The sequence below is a fragment of the Cryobacterium sandaracinum genome (assembly GCF_004403415.1).
Lineage (GTDB): Bacteria > Actinomycetota > Actinomycetes > Actinomycetales > Microbacteriaceae > Cryobacterium > Cryobacterium sandaracinum.
This window is the reverse complement of record NZ_SOGO01000033.1, coordinates 13105-29155: the sequence shown is the minus strand read 5'-3', so window position 1 is coordinate 29155 and position 16051 is coordinate 13105. Positions and strand designations below refer to the sequence as shown.

The 16051-nt window shown below is 70.1% G+C and carries 16 protein-coding genes and 1 riboswitch; of the genes, 8 read left to right on the top strand and 8 right to left on the bottom strand.

All coding sequences use genetic code 11. The annotated features are described in order from the left end of the window. Positions 1-13 precede the first annotated feature (13 nt). From E3T25_RS11600 to E3T25_RS11585, 3 genes are all read right to left on the bottom strand, one after another. Complete coding sequence (locus tag E3T25_RS11600; RefSeq protein ID WP_134374382.1) at positions 14-2872, bottom strand: molybdopterin-dependent oxidoreductase; 2859 nt, start codon at positions 2870-2872, stop codon at positions 14-16. Next, complete coding sequence (locus tag E3T25_RS11595) at positions 2869-3879, bottom strand: FAD binding domain-containing protein (RefSeq protein WP_134374380.1); 1011 nt, start codon at positions 3877-3879, stop codon at positions 2869-2871. Before E3T25_RS11595 ends, E3T25_RS11600 begins: the two co-directional genes overlap by 4 nt. Before the next feature lie 312 nt (positions 3880-4191). Continuing rightward, positions 4192-4731, bottom strand: a complete 540-nt coding sequence (locus E3T25_RS11585) for a MogA/MoaB family molybdenum cofactor biosynthesis protein (protein ID WP_370295423.1) — start codon at positions 4729-4731, stop codon at positions 4192-4194. 84 nt (positions 4732-4815) lie between these two features. Between E3T25_RS11585 and E3T25_RS11580 the strand changes: the two genes are divergently transcribed. The 7 genes from E3T25_RS11580 (at position 4816) to E3T25_RS11550 (ending at position 10023) form a co-directional block, all read left to right on the top strand. Further along, complete coding sequence (locus tag E3T25_RS11580) at positions 4816-5238, top strand: TOBE domain-containing protein (protein WP_104171331.1); 423 nt, start codon at positions 4816-4818, stop codon at positions 5236-5238. Continuing rightward, positions 5235-6029 (top strand): molybdate ABC transporter substrate-binding protein, encoded by a 795-nt coding sequence (gene modA / locus E3T25_RS11575; protein WP_198415657.1) that lies wholly within the window; start codon positions 5235-5237, stop codon positions 6027-6029. Before E3T25_RS11580 ends, modA begins: the two co-directional genes overlap by 4 nt. 7 nt (positions 6030-6036) lie before the next feature. Next, entirely contained in the window at positions 6037-6855 is an 819-nt protein-coding gene (locus tag E3T25_RS11570) for an ABC transporter permease (RefSeq protein WP_241972988.1), read from the top strand. Continuing rightward, positions 6852-7628: a sulfate/molybdate ABC transporter ATP-binding protein gene (locus tag E3T25_RS11565; protein WP_134374376.1), complete on the top strand. Its 777-nt coding sequence runs from the start codon at positions 6852-6854 to the stop codon at positions 7626-7628. The genes E3T25_RS11570 and E3T25_RS11565 overlap by 4 nt, the downstream gene beginning before the upstream one ends. A gap of 55 nt (positions 7629-7683) precedes the next feature. Next, entirely contained in the window at positions 7684-9000 is a 1317-nt protein-coding gene (locus E3T25_RS11560; RefSeq protein WP_134374374.1) for a cysteine desulfurase, read from the top strand. After that, positions 8997-9560 carry a Fe-S cluster assembly sulfur transfer protein SufU gene (gene sufU / locus E3T25_RS11555; protein WP_134374372.1) on the top strand — a complete coding sequence of 188 codons (564 nt, stop codon included), beginning with the start codon at positions 8997-8999 and terminating at the stop codon, positions 9558-9560. Before E3T25_RS11560 ends, sufU begins: the two co-directional genes overlap by 4 nt. Positions 9561-9623: 63 nt before the next feature. Then, a riboswitch (guanidine-III (ykkC-III) riboswitch) is annotated at positions 9624-9687 on the top strand. A gap of 12 nt (positions 9688-9699) precedes the next feature. After that, positions 9700-10023 (top strand): DMT family transporter, encoded by a 324-nt coding sequence (locus tag E3T25_RS11550; protein ID WP_134374370.1) that lies wholly within the window; start codon positions 9700-9702, stop codon positions 10021-10023. Between the two features lie 57 nt (positions 10024-10080). Here the strand turns inward: E3T25_RS11550 and E3T25_RS11545 are convergent, their stop codons facing one another. Continuing rightward, a complete protein-coding gene (locus E3T25_RS11545) occupies positions 10081-11451 on the bottom strand; it encodes an HNH endonuclease signature motif containing protein (protein WP_134374368.1) in 1371 nt (456 codons plus the stop codon). A gap of 631 nt (positions 11452-12082) precedes the next feature. Between E3T25_RS11545 and E3T25_RS11540 the strand changes: the two genes are divergently transcribed. After that, a complete protein-coding gene (locus E3T25_RS11540) occupies positions 12083-12454 on the top strand; it encodes a VOC family protein (protein WP_104099374.1) in 372 nt (123 codons plus the stop codon). Between the two features lie 118 nt (positions 12455-12572). Here the strand turns inward: E3T25_RS11540 and E3T25_RS11535 are convergent, their stop codons facing one another. The 4 genes from E3T25_RS11535 to flgK form a co-directional block, all read right to left on the bottom strand. Next, positions 12573-13205, bottom strand: a complete 633-nt coding sequence (locus E3T25_RS11535; protein WP_241980818.1) for an NUDIX domain-containing protein — start codon at positions 13203-13205, stop codon at positions 12573-12575. Between the two features lie 76 nt (positions 13206-13281). Then, positions 13282-13692 carry a flagellar assembly protein FliW gene (locus tag E3T25_RS11530; protein WP_134342035.1) on the bottom strand — a complete coding sequence of 137 codons (411 nt, stop codon included), beginning with the start codon at positions 13690-13692 and terminating at the stop codon, positions 13282-13284. Then, a complete protein-coding gene (gene flgL, locus E3T25_RS11525; protein ID WP_134374366.1) occupies positions 13689-14579 on the bottom strand; it encodes a flagellar hook-associated protein FlgL in 891 nt (296 codons plus the stop codon). Before flgL ends, E3T25_RS11530 begins: the two co-directional genes overlap by 4 nt. A 3-nt stretch (positions 14580-14582) precedes the next feature. Beyond that, positions 14583-16049 (bottom strand): flagellar hook-associated protein FlgK, encoded by a 1467-nt coding sequence (gene flgK / locus E3T25_RS11520; protein ID WP_134374364.1) that lies wholly within the window; start codon positions 16047-16049, stop codon positions 14583-14585. Between the last annotated feature and the right edge of the window lie 2 nt (positions 16050-16051).

The window sequence follows — 16051 nt, the reverse complement described above, 5'->3', positions numbered from 1 at the left end:
GATCGCACCCCGTTCAGGAGCGAACGAGGTGCAGCAGCCGCCAGATCCGGTCGCGCGACATCGGCAGTTCGGTGGGACGGATGCCGATGGCGTCGCGCACCGCGTTCGCCAGGGCGGGCGCCACCGGGTTGTAGGGCGACTCGCTCATCGACTTCGCCCCGAACGGGCCGAGCACGTCGCTCGTGTCCGCGAAGTACACCTCGGTCACGGGCAGGTCGGCGAGCTGCGGGATGTGGTAATTCCGCAGCACGCTCGTGGTCACGGTGCCCGCCCCGTCGAGGATGACCTCCTCGTAGAGCGCGGTGCCGATCGCCTGCGCGACCCCACCCTCGATCTGGCCGCGGCACTGCTCCGGGTTCATCACGACCCCGGCATCCGCCGCCTGGATCGACTGCAGAATGCGCACCTCGCCGGTCTGCGTGTTCACGGCCACCCGGAACGCGTGCACGTTGAACGCCACCGAGCGGCGGGCGCCGTCTTCGGCGCCGACACCGCGGAGAGCGGAGGCCCCGGGCGCGGATGCCCCGGTTACGGATGCCTGCCCGGCCAGTTCGGCCAGCGACGTGAACACCGCTCCGCTGCGCAGCCCGTCGGGTTCCAGGGTCCAGGCGGCGGCGGGGATCTCCGGGTGCCTCTCCGTGGCGGCGGACCGCAGCGTGTCGGCCAGGTCGTTCGCCGCCGCGAGCACGGCCTTGCCGGCGATGACGACGCCCGCGGAGCCGAACGCGCCGGTGTCGTAGCCGATGGCATCCGTGTCGGACTGCAGGATCTCGATCCGGTCGGGAGTCGTGTGCAGGGCCGTGGCGGCGAGCTGCGCGTGCACCGTGGTGGTGCCGTTGCCGAACTCGGCCGTGCCGACGCGGACGGTGTAGTGGGTGGGGGATTCGAGGACCGCGTTTTCGAGGGTGACCGAGGCCTGCGCGTAGTGCCCGCGCGGCGGGGTGGTCGCGATCATGGCGGTGGCCATGCCCTCGCCGGTCTTCCAGTGCTCGCCGAGCGGCACGGTGGCGCCGTTGCCGCGGGCCAGGGCCGTCTGGGCCAGGTCGAAGCACTGGTCGAGTCCGTAGCTGCCGAAGATGAGGTCCTCACCCTCCACGTGGGTGACCACGAGCGGGTCGTTCGGGCCGACCGAGTTTCGCCGGCGCAGGTCGAACGGGTTGATGCCGACGGTGCGGGCGAGCTCGTCGAGTGCGGACTCGACGCCGAAGATCACCTGGCCGAGGCCGTAGCCGCGGAAGGCGCCCGAGGGGAGATTGTTCGTGTAGACGCTTCGGGCATCCACCCGCTTGTTGGGCACCCGATAGAGGCTGACCGACTCGGAGCTGCCGTGGAACATCACCCCGGGGCCGTGGTTGCCATAGGCGCCGGTGTCGGCGAGTACACCCAGCTTCAGTGCGGTGAGGCGGCCGGCGTCGTCGGCGCCGAGGGTGACGTCGATGCGCATGGGGTGACGGGACGGGGAGAGGGTGAACTCGTCGGAACGGCTGAACTCGTATTGCACGGGGCGCCCGGTCTTCAGCACCGCGAGCGCGACGATGTCCTCGGTCAAAATTTCCTGCTTGCCGCCGAAGCCGCCGCCGACCCGGGCTGTGAACACGCGCAGCCGCCCCGGGTCGAGGGCGAACAGGCGGCAGATCTCGCGGTGCACCAGGAACGGCACCTGGGAACTGGTGCGCAGGATGAGCCGGTCGCCGCTTGCCGATGCGTCTGCCGTGCCGGGCTCCAGCCAGCCGATGGTGGCGTGCGTCTCCAAATGGGTATGCGCCACCCGTTGGGTCTGCCAGGTTCCGCTAACGCTGTGGGCGGCGCCGGCCAGGCCGGCCGCGATGTCGCCGTATTCGCCGTGCAGCTCGGCCACCAGGTTGCGGGTCGGGTCGGCCAGCCGGCTCGCGGTGGCATCCTTGTCGCCGTGCACCAGGGGAGCGCCGGGCAGGAGAGCGGCGTGCGGGTCGAAGACGGCCGGGAGCGTCTCGTAGTCGATCTCGATCAGGCGGCAGGCGGCCTCGGCGATGGCGAGGGTGTCGGCGACGACGGCCGCGACGCGCTGGCCGCGGAACCGCACGACCGAATCGAGCACGAGGGTGTCGTCGGGGTCGTCGAGGCGGTCCTCGTGCCGGGCGGTGGAGAACAGGGTGGCCGGGGAGTCGGCGTGGGTGAGCACGGCGTGCACCCCGGGCAGGGCCGCGGCTGCCTCGGTTTGGATTGAACGGATGCGCGCGTGCGCCTGCGTGCTCTGCAGCACGCTGAGGTGCAGGAGGCCGGGCACCGTGACGTCGAGGGTGTACGGCTCCTGCCCGCTGACCACGCGTTCGCTGGCCGGGGCCGCCAGGGAGGTGCCGACCGTGCCGGGGCGCGGTCCGGTCTGGACGACCGGGCCCAGGCCGGTGCGTGCCGGTGCGTCGGTGCGACAGGAGCTGTCTGACCTGGCTGAGCCGTTGACGGGGGTGTGGCTGCCGCGGATGGCGTCCTCGATGGCGCGGTAGCCGGTACAGCGGCACAGGTTGCCCTTGAGCAGGCGGGGGAGGTCGTCAAGGTCGGTCTCGGTCAGGGCGGACGCGGTCACGATCATGCCGGCGGTGCAGAACCCGCATTGGAACCCGGCGGCGTCGACGAAGCGCTGCTGGATCGGGGCCAGATCACCGGGCAGGCCGAGCCCGGCCACGGTCGTGACCTCTGTGCCCTCGGCCCGGAACGCCGGGTAGATGCAGGAGTGCACCGGAGTGCCGTCGACCAACACGGAGCAGGCGCCGCAGTCGCCGGTGTCGCAGCCCTTCTTGACTTCGAAGTGCTCCTGGTCGCGGATGAAGGAGCGCAGGCACTGCCCGGGGGCAGGGGAGGCGTCGACGGGTTCGCCGTTGATCTGGAATCTCATGAGCGGTCTCCGTTCCGGGGTGCCGCCTGGTCTCGCGCGGCCGGTTCGGGTTCTTGTCTCGGTTCGGGCTGCTGTTCCAGCTCTGCTCGGATCTCCTCGCCGAGCACGCCGCTCACGGCGCGGCGCCAGTCGGCGGCGCCGTGGGCATCCGTGAACCAGCAGTCGATGGCGGCGATGTCCTGGGCGAGTGTGCCCGCGTCGGGCAGGGAATCGTAGCGCAGTTGCACCGGACGCACAGTGCCGGCGGTGACGGTGAGCACGAAGCGGCCGGTGCCGTCGCTGGCGTCGCGGGCGGTCGTGTCGTCGCTGTCGGAGAGGTCGGCGCGGTCGAGCCGGCCGATCAGCACGGCGCCGGAGCGGCCGAGTGGGGAGAGGGCGATCTTGCGGTATGCGGTGCGGGCCGCCAGCGAAGAGGTCGGCACGTGGATGGACCGCAGCACATCGCCGGTGCGGAGCGCGTTGGTGGTGTTGCCGGTGACGAAGGACGCTGCGGGCATCCGTTCGTCGCTGCCGTCACGACGCCAGATCAGCACCTCCGCGTCGAGGGCGGCAGCCAGGCTGGTCATCGGGCCGGCCGGCAGGGAGGCGCAGAGGTTGCCGCCGACGGTGGCGACGTTCCAGATCTTGAATGAGCCGTAGAGGGCGGTGCAGCACTGGTAGATCAGCGGATGCGCGGTCCAGCCGGGTGCGGCCGCCAGCCGGGAGAGTTCGGCGATGGTGCAGGTGGCGGCGATGACGAGGCCGGGGGTGGTGCCGGTGGCGCGCTCGCCGGTGTGGGCATCCGTGCCGGTGGCGGCACCTGGGCCGGTGTCCGGGGTGCCGGCATCCGTCGTCAGGGTCAGAGCGGGCCAGCCCAGGGTCTGCAGGTCGACCAGCCCGGTGAGGTGCGTCTGCGGGTCGGCGAACAGGTCGGAGCCGCCCGCGAGCGGGGCCACCTGGGCGTCGAGGAGCGCGAGATCGCCCCGGTGACGGGCGGGGGTGATCGTGAGCACGGTGTTGAGGTCCATCGTTTCCCTCACTCGACCGCTCGGGTGCAGGTCGACACCCTGAATTATCCACTCGCCCGTGTCGCCCCGCGAGTCGACGCGCTCGCTCGCGGCATCCTCACGGCGAGCCACCCTGTTTTCGCGCAGGGCACGGGTGCGCGGAAGGGCGGGGGCGAACCAATTCGACGGAGATTTTGAGCTAAAAGCGGACTTTAGGCGTGTTTTGTGCCGATTTGACCAGAATCTCCGTCGAATTCGTTCGGGCCGGAGCCAGTGGGGCTAGTGGAGCCAGAGGGGCCAGTGGGGCTACTGGAGCCAGTGGGGCTAGTCCAGCTAGTGGTCCACACCGTGGAGCTGGTCGAGGATGTGGTCGAGCACGTCGGCGAGGAGACCCAGTCCATCCTTCACGCCGTTGGGGGAGCCGGGGAGGTTGATCACCAGGGTGCGCCCGCGGGCGATCCCGGCGTGACCGCGCGAGATGACGGCCAGAGGGGTGGATGCGGCGCCGCGGCGGCGGAATTCCTCCATCAGCCCGGGGAGCAGCCGGTCGAGGTGCGGGAGGGTCTGCTCGGGGGTGAGGTCGTGGGGGCTGACGCCCGTGCCGCCCGTGGTGATCACAAGGTCGATGCCAGCGTCGAGGGCCTCGATCAGGGCAGCGCCGACCGGGGCGCCGTCGGGCACGATGCGGCGCTCGCCGAGCGTGAAGCCGCGCTCTCGCAGCCAGGCATCGAGGACGGGGCCGGTGCGGTCCGGGTAGACCCCGGCCGCGGCGCGGGTGGAGGCGACAATGACCTGCGCGCGGCGCGGTGCGCGCGGTGCGCGTGGTTCGGTGGGTTCGGACGGAGTCGACGGAAGGTTCGCTGTGGCGGTCACGCGCTCCATCCTGCCCCACTGCGGCAGCCGCGTTCCCGCCCCTCCCGGTGTCTATTCCGCAGATGCGGTAATAAGATGCTCAATATGTCTCAGATACGGATTAAGGAAGCCGCCGGATACCTCGGGGTCAGCGACGACACCCTGCGGCGCTGGATCGACAATGGGGCGCTCGCCGCGAGCACCGACGACGCCGGACGCATGGTCGTCGACGGATCCGACCTGGCCCACCTGGCCCGGGAGACCGCGCTGGCCCGAGAGGACGCGCTGTCGCCCGCGGATCCGTCCACGACGGCGAGCTCGGCCCGCAACCGTTTCGTCGGGCTGGTCACCCGCGTGGTGAGCGATCCGGTGATGAGCCAGGTCGAGCTGCAGTGCGGCCCCCACCGGGTGGTGTCCCTGATGAGCACCGAGGCCGTGCGTGACCTCGGCCTGGTGCCGGGGTCGGTGGCCGTGGCCGTGGTCAAGGCCACCACCGTGATCGTCGAAACCCCGAAGGGCCAGTCGTGACCCGATTGTGGAGCGTGCGCGTCGCGGTCGGGCTGGCGGCGGCATCCGTCGTGCTGGCCGGCTGCGCAGGAACGGCCGGGGCCTCGTCGGGGGCAACCGGGGCGTCTACGGAGCAGGGCGAGACGCTCACCGTGTTCGCCGCGGCATCCCTCACCGAGACCTTCACCGAGCTGGCCGACCGGTTCGAGGCCGTCCATCCCGGCGTAACGGTCGCGCTCAACTTCGGGGGATCGGCCGACCTCGTGACCCAGATCCGGGAGGGCGCCCCTGCCGATGTGTTCGCGGCGGCGGACGCCAGGACCATGGCCAAGCTCAGCGGCGACGGCCTCCTCGACGGCGTCCCGGTGGTCTTCGCCACCAACACCCTCATGATCGCCGTGCCCGCCGACAACCCGGCCGGCATCGATTCCTTCGCCGACCTCGCCGCGCCGAATGTGGACGTAGTGGTCTGCGCGCCGCAGGTGCCGTGCGGCGCCGCGCTGCCGGCCCTCGAGGCGGCGGCCGGCGTCCGGCTCGCGCCGGTGAGCGAAGAGAACGCCGTCACCGGCGTGCTCGGCAAGGTCACATCGGGCGACGCGGATGCCGGGCTCGTCTATGTGACCGACGTCACCTCCGCCGGCGACGCGGTTCTCGGCATCCCGGTGCCGGAGGCAGATCAGGCCGTGAATGAATACCCGATCGCCGTCGTGGCGGGCAGTGAGCAGGCGCTGCTCGGGGCAGCCTTCACCCGGTTCGTGACCGGAGCGACCGGTCAGACCGTGCTCGGGGTGGCCGGTTTTGGCGCGCCGTGAGGTGGTGGTGAGTCGCTCCGACTCCCACACCGGCCCCCACGACGGCCGGGTCACCCTCGGCGTGCCCCGCTGGACCCTCCTCGTGGCTGCCCTCGGCGTCCTGTTCATCGTGCTGCCGATCGTGGGCATGACCCTGCGCGTTGACTGGTCCCGGTTCGGTGCGCTCGTGACCTCCGAAGCGGCGGTCGCGGCGCTGCTGCTCAGCCTGCGCACCGCCATGATGAGCACCGTGCTCTGCCTGCTGTTCGGCGTGCCGATGGCTCTCGGCCTGGCCCGCAGCCGGTTTCCCGGACAACGCCTCGTGCGCGCCGTCGTTCTGCTGCCGCTCGTGCTGCCGCCCGTTGTGGGCGGTATCGCCCTGCTGTCGACCTTCGGGCGCCGCGGCCTGCTCGGCGAGACCTTCGAGGTGCTCGGCATCCAGATCGCGTTCTCGACCACCGCCGTCGTGCTCGCGCAGACCTTCGTGGCGCTGCCGTTCCTGGTGCTGAGCGTGGAGGCGACCCTGCGGGCCTCCGGCGCGCGCTTCGAGGCGGTCGCCGCCACGCTCGGCGCCACCCCCGGCACGGTCTTCCGGCGGGTGACGCTTCCGCTGGTGCTGCCCGGTCTGCTCTCCGGCGCGGTGCTCGCGTTCGCGCGCGCGCTCGGTGAGTTCGGGGCGACCCTCACGTTCGCCGGCAGCCTGCAGGGGGTCACCCGCACGCTGCCGCTCGAGATCTACCTGCAGCGGGAAACGGATGCGGATGCGGCCGTCGCCCTGGCTCTCCTCCTCGTGGCCGTCGCCCTGATCGTGATGGTCGCCACCCACCGGCCGCGCGGACTCTCGTGACCTTCGAACTGGCCGCCGTGATGCGCCGGCGCGGACTGGAGGTCGCCTTCACCGTGTCGCCGGGCGAGACGGTGGCGCTGCTCGGCTCCAACGGGGCCGGCAAGTCCACCATTCTCGAGCTCTGCGCGGGTCTGCTGCGGCCCGATTCGGGTCGGGCCACCCTCGACGGGCAGGTCTTCTTCGATCTGGCGGCCGACGGTGCAGACCGTGCCGACGGTGCAGACCGTGCCGATGGTAGGCGGCCGGGCATCTTCACACCGCCGCACGCCCGACGCACGGTGCTGCTCGCCCAGGAGCCGCTGCTCTTCCCGCACCTGAACGTGCGCGACAATGTGGCGTTCGGGCCGCGCAGCTCGGGGGAATCCCGGGCTGCGTCACGACTTCTCGCCGACGAGTGGCTCGCCGCCGCCGAGGTGTCCGACTTCGCCGACCGGCGGCCCGGGATGCTGTCCGGCGGCCAGGCCCAGCGGGTCGCGGTGGCCCGGGCTCTCGCGGCCAGCCCGCGGCTGCTGCTGCTCGACGAGCCCATGACCGCGCTCGACGTGGCGGCGGTGCCCGCCCAGCGACAGTTGCTGCACCGGGTACTGCTCGATCGGTCCGTCATCCTGGTCACCCACGACCCGCTCGACGCCCTCGCGCTGGCCGACCGGGTGATTGTGCTGCAGGGCGGGCGCATCATCGAGGAGGGGCCGACCCGTTCGGTGTTCGCGCACCCGCAGGCCGAGTTCACCCGGGCCCTGACGTTCGGGCTCGACCTGTCTGCCTCGCCGTGACACCCCTGTCAGAGTTCGGTGTGCATTGCCCGGGGGAGGGAATACGCTGGATGATATGACGTCTTCCGCTTCACCGTCCACCCGTGCGATGGCTCGCCCGCTGACGGACGAGGAAGTCGACCGCATCCGCAACGACTTCCCGATCCTCGATCAGCTGGTCAATGGGCATCCGCTCAATTACCTCGACTCGGGCGCTACCTCGCAGAACCCGCTCAGCGTCATGGAGGCCGAGCAGGAGTTCTACGAGCAGCGCAACGCAGCCGTGCACCGCGGGGCCCACACGCTCGCGTTCGGAGCCACCGAGACGTTCGAGGCAGCCCGGGCGACCGTGGCCGCGTTCATCGGGGCGAAGGCCGACGAGATCGTCTGGACGTCGAACGCGACCGAGGGCATCAACCTCGTCGCCTACGCCTTTTCCAACGCGTCGCTCGGCCTCGGCGGCCCCGCGGCGACACGATTCTCACTCGGCGCCGGCGACGAGATCGTCGTCACCGAGATGGAGCACCACGCCAACCTGATTCCGTGGCAGCAGCTCGCGTTGCGTACCGGCGCGACCCTGCGGTTCATCCCGGTTCTAGATGACGGCACGCTCGACCTGGCCGCGGCGGCGGGAGTCATCGGAGCCCGCACCCGCCTGCTCGCGCTCACGCACGCCTCCAACGTGGTGGGCACGATCAACCCGGTCGCCGAGCTCGTAGCTCTGGCCCGCTCGGTGGGCGCGCTGGTGCTGCTGGACGCCTGCCAGTCGGTGCCGCATCTGCCTGTGGATGTCGCCGCCCTCGACGTGGACTTCGCCGTCTTCTCCGGGCACAAGATGCTCGGCCCGACCGGCATCGGTGTGCTCTACGGCAAGGCCGAGCTGCTCGCGGGCATGCCGCCGTTCCTCACCGGCGGATCCATGATCACCACCGTGGACATGCACACCGCCGAGTTCCTCGCCCCGCCGCAGCGGTTCGAGGCCGGTACCCAGCGCATCTCCCAGGCGATCGCCCTGGCCGCCGCGGTGGAGTACCTGACCGAGACCGGGATAGAACGCATCGCCGCGCGCGAGGCCCAACTGGGGCAGCGCCTCGTGGCTGGGCTCGTCGGCATCCCCGGGGTGCGTCTGCTCGGGCCGCCGGCCGGAGTCGACCGCATTGGTCTGGCCAGTTTCGACCTGGCCGGGGTGCACGCCCACGATGTCGGTCAGTACCTCGACGAGGCCGGTATCGCGGTGCGCGTCGGGCACCATTGCGCCCAGCCGCTGCACCGCCGGCTCGGCGTGACCGCGTCGACGCGGGCGAGCACCTACCTGTACACGACCACCGACGAGGTGGACCGGTTCCTGGCGACCCTGGCCGAGGTTGCCCCGTTCTTCGGAGTGAAGTCATGACCCAAAGTGCCATGCAGCAGCTCTACCAGCAGATCATCCTCGACCACGCCAAGTCCCGGAACGGTGCCTCGGCGGAGGGGCTGCCACCGCTCGAGGCAGCCGGGACTGCTGCCGGTGCTTCTCTTGGCGCTGCTTCTCCTGCCGGTGCGGGTTCCGGGTCGCGCGTGACGGAGTCGCACCAGTTGAACACGACCTGCGGGGACGAGGTGACCGTGCGCATCGGCCTGCGTGCCGGTGAATCCGGCGGCTCGCCCGCGTCGGCCGGCGAGCCTGCCGACGACGTCGTGATCGAGGAGTTCGCCTGGGCCGGCGACGGATGCTCGATTTCGATGGCCTCGGCATCTGTGCTGCACGACATCGTGCGGGGCGAGAACGTCGCCACCGCGCGGGCCGTGCTGAATACCTTCCGCGAGATGCTGCGCTCGCGCGGCACGATCGAGCCCGACGAGGAGGTGCTCGGTGACGCTGCCGCCTTCGCCGGCGTCTCCCGCTACCCGGCCCGCGTCAAGTGCGCGATGCTGCCGTGGGTGGCGTTCGAGGCGGCTCTGCTCGCGGGGTAGGGCTCGTGTAGGGCTTGTGTAGGTCTGCGCAGGGATCGCGCAGGCTCGGAGGCTAGGGTGGTCGGAGGCCGCGCGACGCGGCTCCGGACGACGGTTCAGTACCCGGCACGCGACAAGACTGGCCACGGGAGCTGTTGTCATGTCGTGGATCATCCTCATTATGTCCGGGGTCCTGGAAGCCGTTTGGGCCACGGCGCTCGGTAAGTCGGACGGGTTCACCCGACTGTGGCCATCCGTCGTGTTCGCGGTGGCACTCGTGCTCAGCATGGGCGGGCTGGCCTTTGCCATGCGGGACATCTCGACCGGGACCGCGTATGCCGTCTGGGTCGGGATCGGCGCGGCGCTCACCGTGCTCTACGCCATGGTCTTCGGCGCTGAGCCGGCCTCCCTGCTGAAGATTGTGCTCATCCTCGGCCTGGTGGGGTGCGTCGTCGGGTTGAAATTCGTCGACGCCGCGCACTGAGTCGGTCGCTGAGCGCGTCCGACGCTGCGAGCATCAGGGCATCAAAACGGTGGAACATCAGAACGGTGGCGGCTCGTCCGCTTCGGGTGGCCGAGACCTCGCGTCAGATGAAGGCCTCGGCGGCGGATGCGGCCCCGGCTTCGGTCGACGCTCCGGCGCACGGATGATCGTGGCCGGCTCACTGATAAACGTGCGCCCGGTCGGCGATGTCCACTTCAGCGTGCCGTCCGACAGGTGCATGTAGGTCCACCGGGTCTCTGACTTCAGCGCATGGTCGGCCGGACACAGATGCGCCAGGTTGTCGTGCTCCGTCAGCCCGTCGAACTGCCAGTCGAGGGTGTGGTCGATGTCGCACTGTGTCGCCGCCCGGCGGCAGCCCGGCCACCGGCAGGTTTCGTCTCGCACCCGGAGGTACCGTCGCAGTTCCTTCGGCACCTTGTAGCGGGTGCGCCCGACCGAGAGCACCACTCCCGTCTCCGGGTGGATCAGGACTCGGATGAAGCCGGGTGCCCGAGCCGCGATCTCGCGTGCGGTGTCGGGGTCGATCGGTCCGTATCCCTCGAGGTGCCCGGGTTCCTCGGAGTGGCCGAGGAGCGTCATCACCGGGACGGTCACGTGCACCGAGCCCCGGATTCCCTTGCCCACCCCGGAGGCGGTGACCCCGTCGAGGATGAGGTCTTCGAAGACGTCCGCCCGCAGCTGCGTCAACGCGCGGGTCTCGTTCGGGCCCTGCAGGCTCATCCCCATCACGGTGAGGCGGTCGTACCCGGCCTTCACCTTCTCCGCCGAGTCGAACCAGTACAGCGACGCCATCCCGTCGGGCTCCGGCTCGAAGACCACCTTGCGGTCGGCCACCGATTTCTGGTGCCGGGCTGTGATCGACTCCGGGTGCTGCCGTTCCCGCATGACGCGTGCCTTGTACTTCAGGTTGGCCACGGTCAGGTGCGGAGCGGATTTCAACAGCGCCTCTTCGAACCCGGCCAGTGCCTCGGCGGGGAGTGACCAGGCCTGGTTCATGATCGCCTGCGCGTGCCGGTACGTGATCGACCCGTCCTGCAGCGCGGCCCGGGTGGCGGGCAGCTCATTCATCAGGGTCTGGCTTTCGGCGATCAGGGTCTCGGTCGAGCGCACCGGCAGCCGCAGGGTGCACGCCAGCTCGGTGACGAACTCCCGTTTGGCGACCATGGCGGCATCCCACCGGGCACGAGGCACCCCGGCCGTGACCCCGGATATGGCCGGAGGACCTTCCCGAGCCTTGTCTTTGGCTGCCTGGACCGCGTCCAGGGCCAGTACCTCGGCGAACCTGCGGGCCTGATCGACCTGCTCGGCCAGGCGGGCGTCGACCCGGGCGGACTCCGCCTGCGTCTCCCGGATCGCATCGAAGTGACGACCCAGGCGTTCTAGCTGCTCACGGTAGGAGGGCTTCATGAGTCACACGTTACGGGCGGCCACTGACATTCGTGGGGCCAGATCGGCACCCGTCAGTACCCTGTGGATAACCTGATCACACCCGTATTGTGGAGGAGTAGAGCAATGCGCCCAGGGCCCGCTGCGGGCATCCGCTACTGGGCCGGCGGCACGCATCCGTTGTCACGTAAACGCGGAGATTTCTGGCAAAAAACCGGTTGTGGTCGCCGGTTGCCCGGCGTGTCGCGAGAATCTCCGAGGTCAGCGAATTCGACCGCGACGGATGCCCCGGCGAACCTCTGGAGGTCGACGCACCGGGTCTCGACAAGCTCGACCACCGGGCCGACCACCGGGCCGACCACCGGGGCTGGCCATCGGAAACGGCTCTTCACTCGGGCGGGCCTTCGGCGTATGTTTGAGGTGGAAAAAGCGAAAAGTCAACGCCCGCCGGGGTGGTCAACCTACCCCTGCTGGGCGAGGAGTTCCGGCCACGATTCGCGCTCACCGCTTCACCGACAGTCGGCTCTCCGCCTCGGAAGCACGCCCTGATCGACATCCAGTGCGGCGCGGGATGCCCGATACGCGGCGGCTTCAACGTCTACCCCTCCACACGCGCCACGAATCACCTGCACCACCAAGGAGGCGTTTCACAATGATGAAAGAACTGCACACCGTGTTACCGGCGGCGGACCTCAAACGAGCCCAGTCGTTCTACCACGACGCGCTTGTCCTCGACCCCGACGAAACCAACGAGGGAGTCCTCGTGTACCACGTCGGGTCGGGATCGGTCTTCGAGATCTACGAGACCAGTAACGCCGGCACGGCCCAGAACGCCCAGATGGGCTGGATCACGGATGACCTCGACACCGAGATGAGCACGCTCCGCGAACGCGGAGTCGTCTTCGAGGAATTCGACATCCCCGGCATGAAGACGGTGAACGGGGTCGTCACGGCCGAAGACATAAAATCGGCCTGGTTCCGCGACACCGAAGGCAACTTCATCTGCATCTCGCAGACGATCTAGCCACCCCAGTCACCCCACTCACCGATCCCGGGCGGCGCGGAGGCGCAGCCCGGTCCCTCGCTTGGCCGTCATGCTCGGCGCGTGCTCGGCGCGTGCCCGGTGCGTGCTCGGCGCGTACTCAGTGCGCTGCCAGCCGGTGTGCCAACTCGCGAAGCACCACGGCCAGGCGGTCGCCGAAACCCTGCGGGACCTGCTGCGGCAGGGCATCCGTCGGCCACCAGGCGACGTCTTCGCTCTCGTGGCTCGTCACGGGCATCGCATCGGCCCGTGCGACAGCCGCGAAACCGATGTCCCAGTGCGTGGTGCAGCGCCCGAACCGCGAACTGAGCGCGTGCCGGTGCACGTCGACCGGCAACGGGTCGCCGGTCCCGGCGACGAGTCGGCCGTCGAGAGGACTGAGTTCGGCGATGCCGCCCTCTTCGCGGGCCTCGCGCAGGGCGGCCGCGGCCACGGAGAGGTCGGATGCCTCGATGTGCCCGCCGAGTTGCACCCAGAACCGGCCCTTTTTATGGAAGCAGAGCAGCACGCGACTCATGTCCGGAGTGAAGACGAAGCAACTCGCGGTCAGATGCTGGGCGCCGCCGTCGCGGTCGAGCGCAGAACCGCGGCCCGCCCGCACGAAGTCGATATACGCGCTTCGCAACCGGGCCTGGGCCGGGTCGACCGGCATCCAGCCGGCCAGGAGCGTCTCAACGTCGAGTGCTGCGGGGAGGTGGTCTGCGCCGGAATGCAGATCGATGCCCTGGGTCATATCCGAAGGCTATCCGCCGGGCGACACCCAGCAGTGCAGCCACTCGGTCGCCAAGCCGGCAGGGTGAGCCGTCCGCTCAGGCCGAGTGGGCACCCAGCTCGGCGCGGAGCGGCCAGTCCTGGCCGTCGAGGATGATCTGCGCCGAGCGACCGGTGGCGGCATTGACGACGATCGGCGCCATCAGGTTCACGGTCGTTCCGTCCTCGCCGGGGTTCGTCACCACGAGCAGCAGCGCGTCATCCGGCCCGGTCAGGTCGAGCGATGCCGCGTGCTCGTCGCTGATCACGGGGGAGTAGTCGGGCAAGTAGACGGATGCGTCGAGCACGAACAGACGGGTTCGCTGGTCCTCTGCGGACTGCAGCGAGAACAGGCCGTCGGCGCCGGGAATCTCGGTCAGGCTGAACTCGGTCAGCGGGTCCAGCCCGGGCGGCGGGGACACGAAGCTCAGGGCGGCGGTCACGGTGCCGGCGGTCGAAACGGCGCTCATCGGAGGAAGTCCATCAGCGTCGGCTGGAGCACCCGGGCGGTGACCGACAGGGCCGCCTGGTAGGTGACCTCCTGCAGTTTCAGGTCGAGGATGGCCTGGCCGAGGTCGACATCCTCGATTCCGGCCCGCTGGGCCTCGAGATTTCCCTTGTGCTGCACGAGTGCTTCCCCGGCTTTCTGGATCTGGGCCTGACGCACACCGACATCGGTCTGCGCCGTGAGCACGGTCTTCATTGCCAAGTCTATGGCTGTGAGGTGGGTACCCACGTTCGTGCCGGTGCGCAAGTCGTCGGCGATGGTGCCGATCAGAGCAAAAATCGAATTCGTAGCCGTGCCGAAGATGGCGGCGCCGTCGGCGTCGACCCTCACGGTGGTGTCCGCGCCGATGCGGCGGTCGACGCTCGCGGTCGCGGTGCCCGTGAAGGTGAAGTCGGGGTCGTCCCGGAAGGCGAGCCCGGCATCCGAATTTCCGGCGAAGACGCTGCGGCCCAGGTAGTCGGCGTTCGCCTGCGCGAGCAGGTTCTGGGTGAGGCCGTCGAGGCGGGCCGCGATGGCCTCCTTCGCGGCGGGGGAGAGAGCACCGTCGTTGGCACCCTGCACGGTCAGGTCGCGCACCTGGTTCAGCAGGTTCGTGGCCTCGGCCAGTGCCATGCTGGCGGTGGTGAGCCAGCCGTCGCCGTTGTCGGCGTTGCGGGCGTACTGCGTGACCGCGCGCTGCTCGGCGCGCACGGTGAGGGAATCGGCTGCCCGAGCGGGGTCGTCGGAGGGGCGGGCGATGGCCTTGAGCGAGGTGGCCTGCTCCTGCAACTGCGCCATCCGGGCGAGGTTGGCCTGCAGATTGGTCTGCGCGGAGCGCATCTGGGTCTGGGAGGTGACGCGGGCGATCATGGGTTACCTTCCCACCAGTCCGGTGCGATTGATCAGGGTGTCGAGCATTTCGTCCACGGCGGTCAGCACCCGGGCGGCGCCCTGGTACGCGTGCTGGAACATAAGCAGGTTGACGTTCTCCTCGTCGAGATCGACGGAGGAGTTCGAGAGCTGAGCGCCCACCGCGGCGGTCGAGGTGAGGTCGGCGAGGGATGCCTGGCGCAGCGCGTTCTTCGTGGTCACGGCCAGCGAGGTGACAATGTTCGACCAGTCGGTGCTGGGGGACCGCACCGGGTTTCCCGCGGCGTCCACGACCGTGCCGGCGCCGAGCTGGGCGATCCTGTCGGCGATGGAGCCGTCGAGGGCGCCGTTCGCGGTGAGCCCGGTTGAGAGCTCGGCGGCGTTCGTCGGCAGGACGGACAGGCCGAGCGCGGCCGGTCCCGTTCCCGCCGAGCCGAAGAAGGGGCCGGGGCGGGTCGAGTTGTCGCCGGTGGAATAGATCGCGTTGACCTTCGCGGCCAGGCCCGTGGCGAAGGAGTTGTACGCCGCGGCGGCTTCGGCGAGGGCGCCGCCGGTGCCGGCGGCATCCGTTTTCGTGAGCAGGGAGAGCGCGCCGGCGAGCTCGCCGCCGTCGACGGGGATCGCGCCGGTGCGGTCGGCCCACTCCACGCGCACGGGCCCGGCGGTGCCGACCGGGTCGGTGAGGCCGTTCGGACCGTCGAGGGTGCGGGCACCGAGCGCAACGAGTGGGCGGGCGGTGTCGCCGGTGACCAGCGCGTTGCCGCCCACGAGCACGTCGACGGTGCCGTCGGGGCGGTTGACGACGGTGCCGCCGGTGAGGGCGGCCAGGGTCGTGGTGAGACCGCTGCGCTGGTCGATCAGCTCGTTGGCGTTTCCGCCGCCAGCAATCGACTGACGGATGCGCGCGTTCAGCTCGGCCACCTGGGCGGCGGCGCCGTTAATCTCGGCGACCATGGTGTCCACGCTTCCGCGTTCCGACGACCACTTTGCGGCGACCGCCTGGTACCCCTGCCTGATCTGGGTGGTGACGGCGCCGGCCTGGGCCAGCAGCACCCCGGCGGGCGCGGTCTCACCGGCGGCGTTGGCCACGTCGTGCCAGCCGGCCCAGAACTCCTGCAGCTGGGCGGAGAGCCCGTTCTCGCCGGGCTCCTTCAGCGAGGCCTCGACGGCGCTCAGCGCGTTCGCCCGCACCGCGGAGTATCCGGCGACCGCGGCGGTGCCGCGCACCTGGGCGTCCAGCGACGCGCTGCCGAGGCGGGCGATTCCGTCGACGCTGACACCCTGGCCGGGGCGCACCCCGGAATTCATCAGGCCCACACGGGTCGACGCGTCTACCGCGGAGGTCGTCACCCGCTGCCGGGTGTACCCCTCCGTGCTCGCGTTGGCGATGTTCTGGCCCACGACGTCGAGACCCTGCCGGGCGGCGACCAGGCCGGTGTAGGCGGTGTTGAGTCCTCCGAAGGTGCTCATCG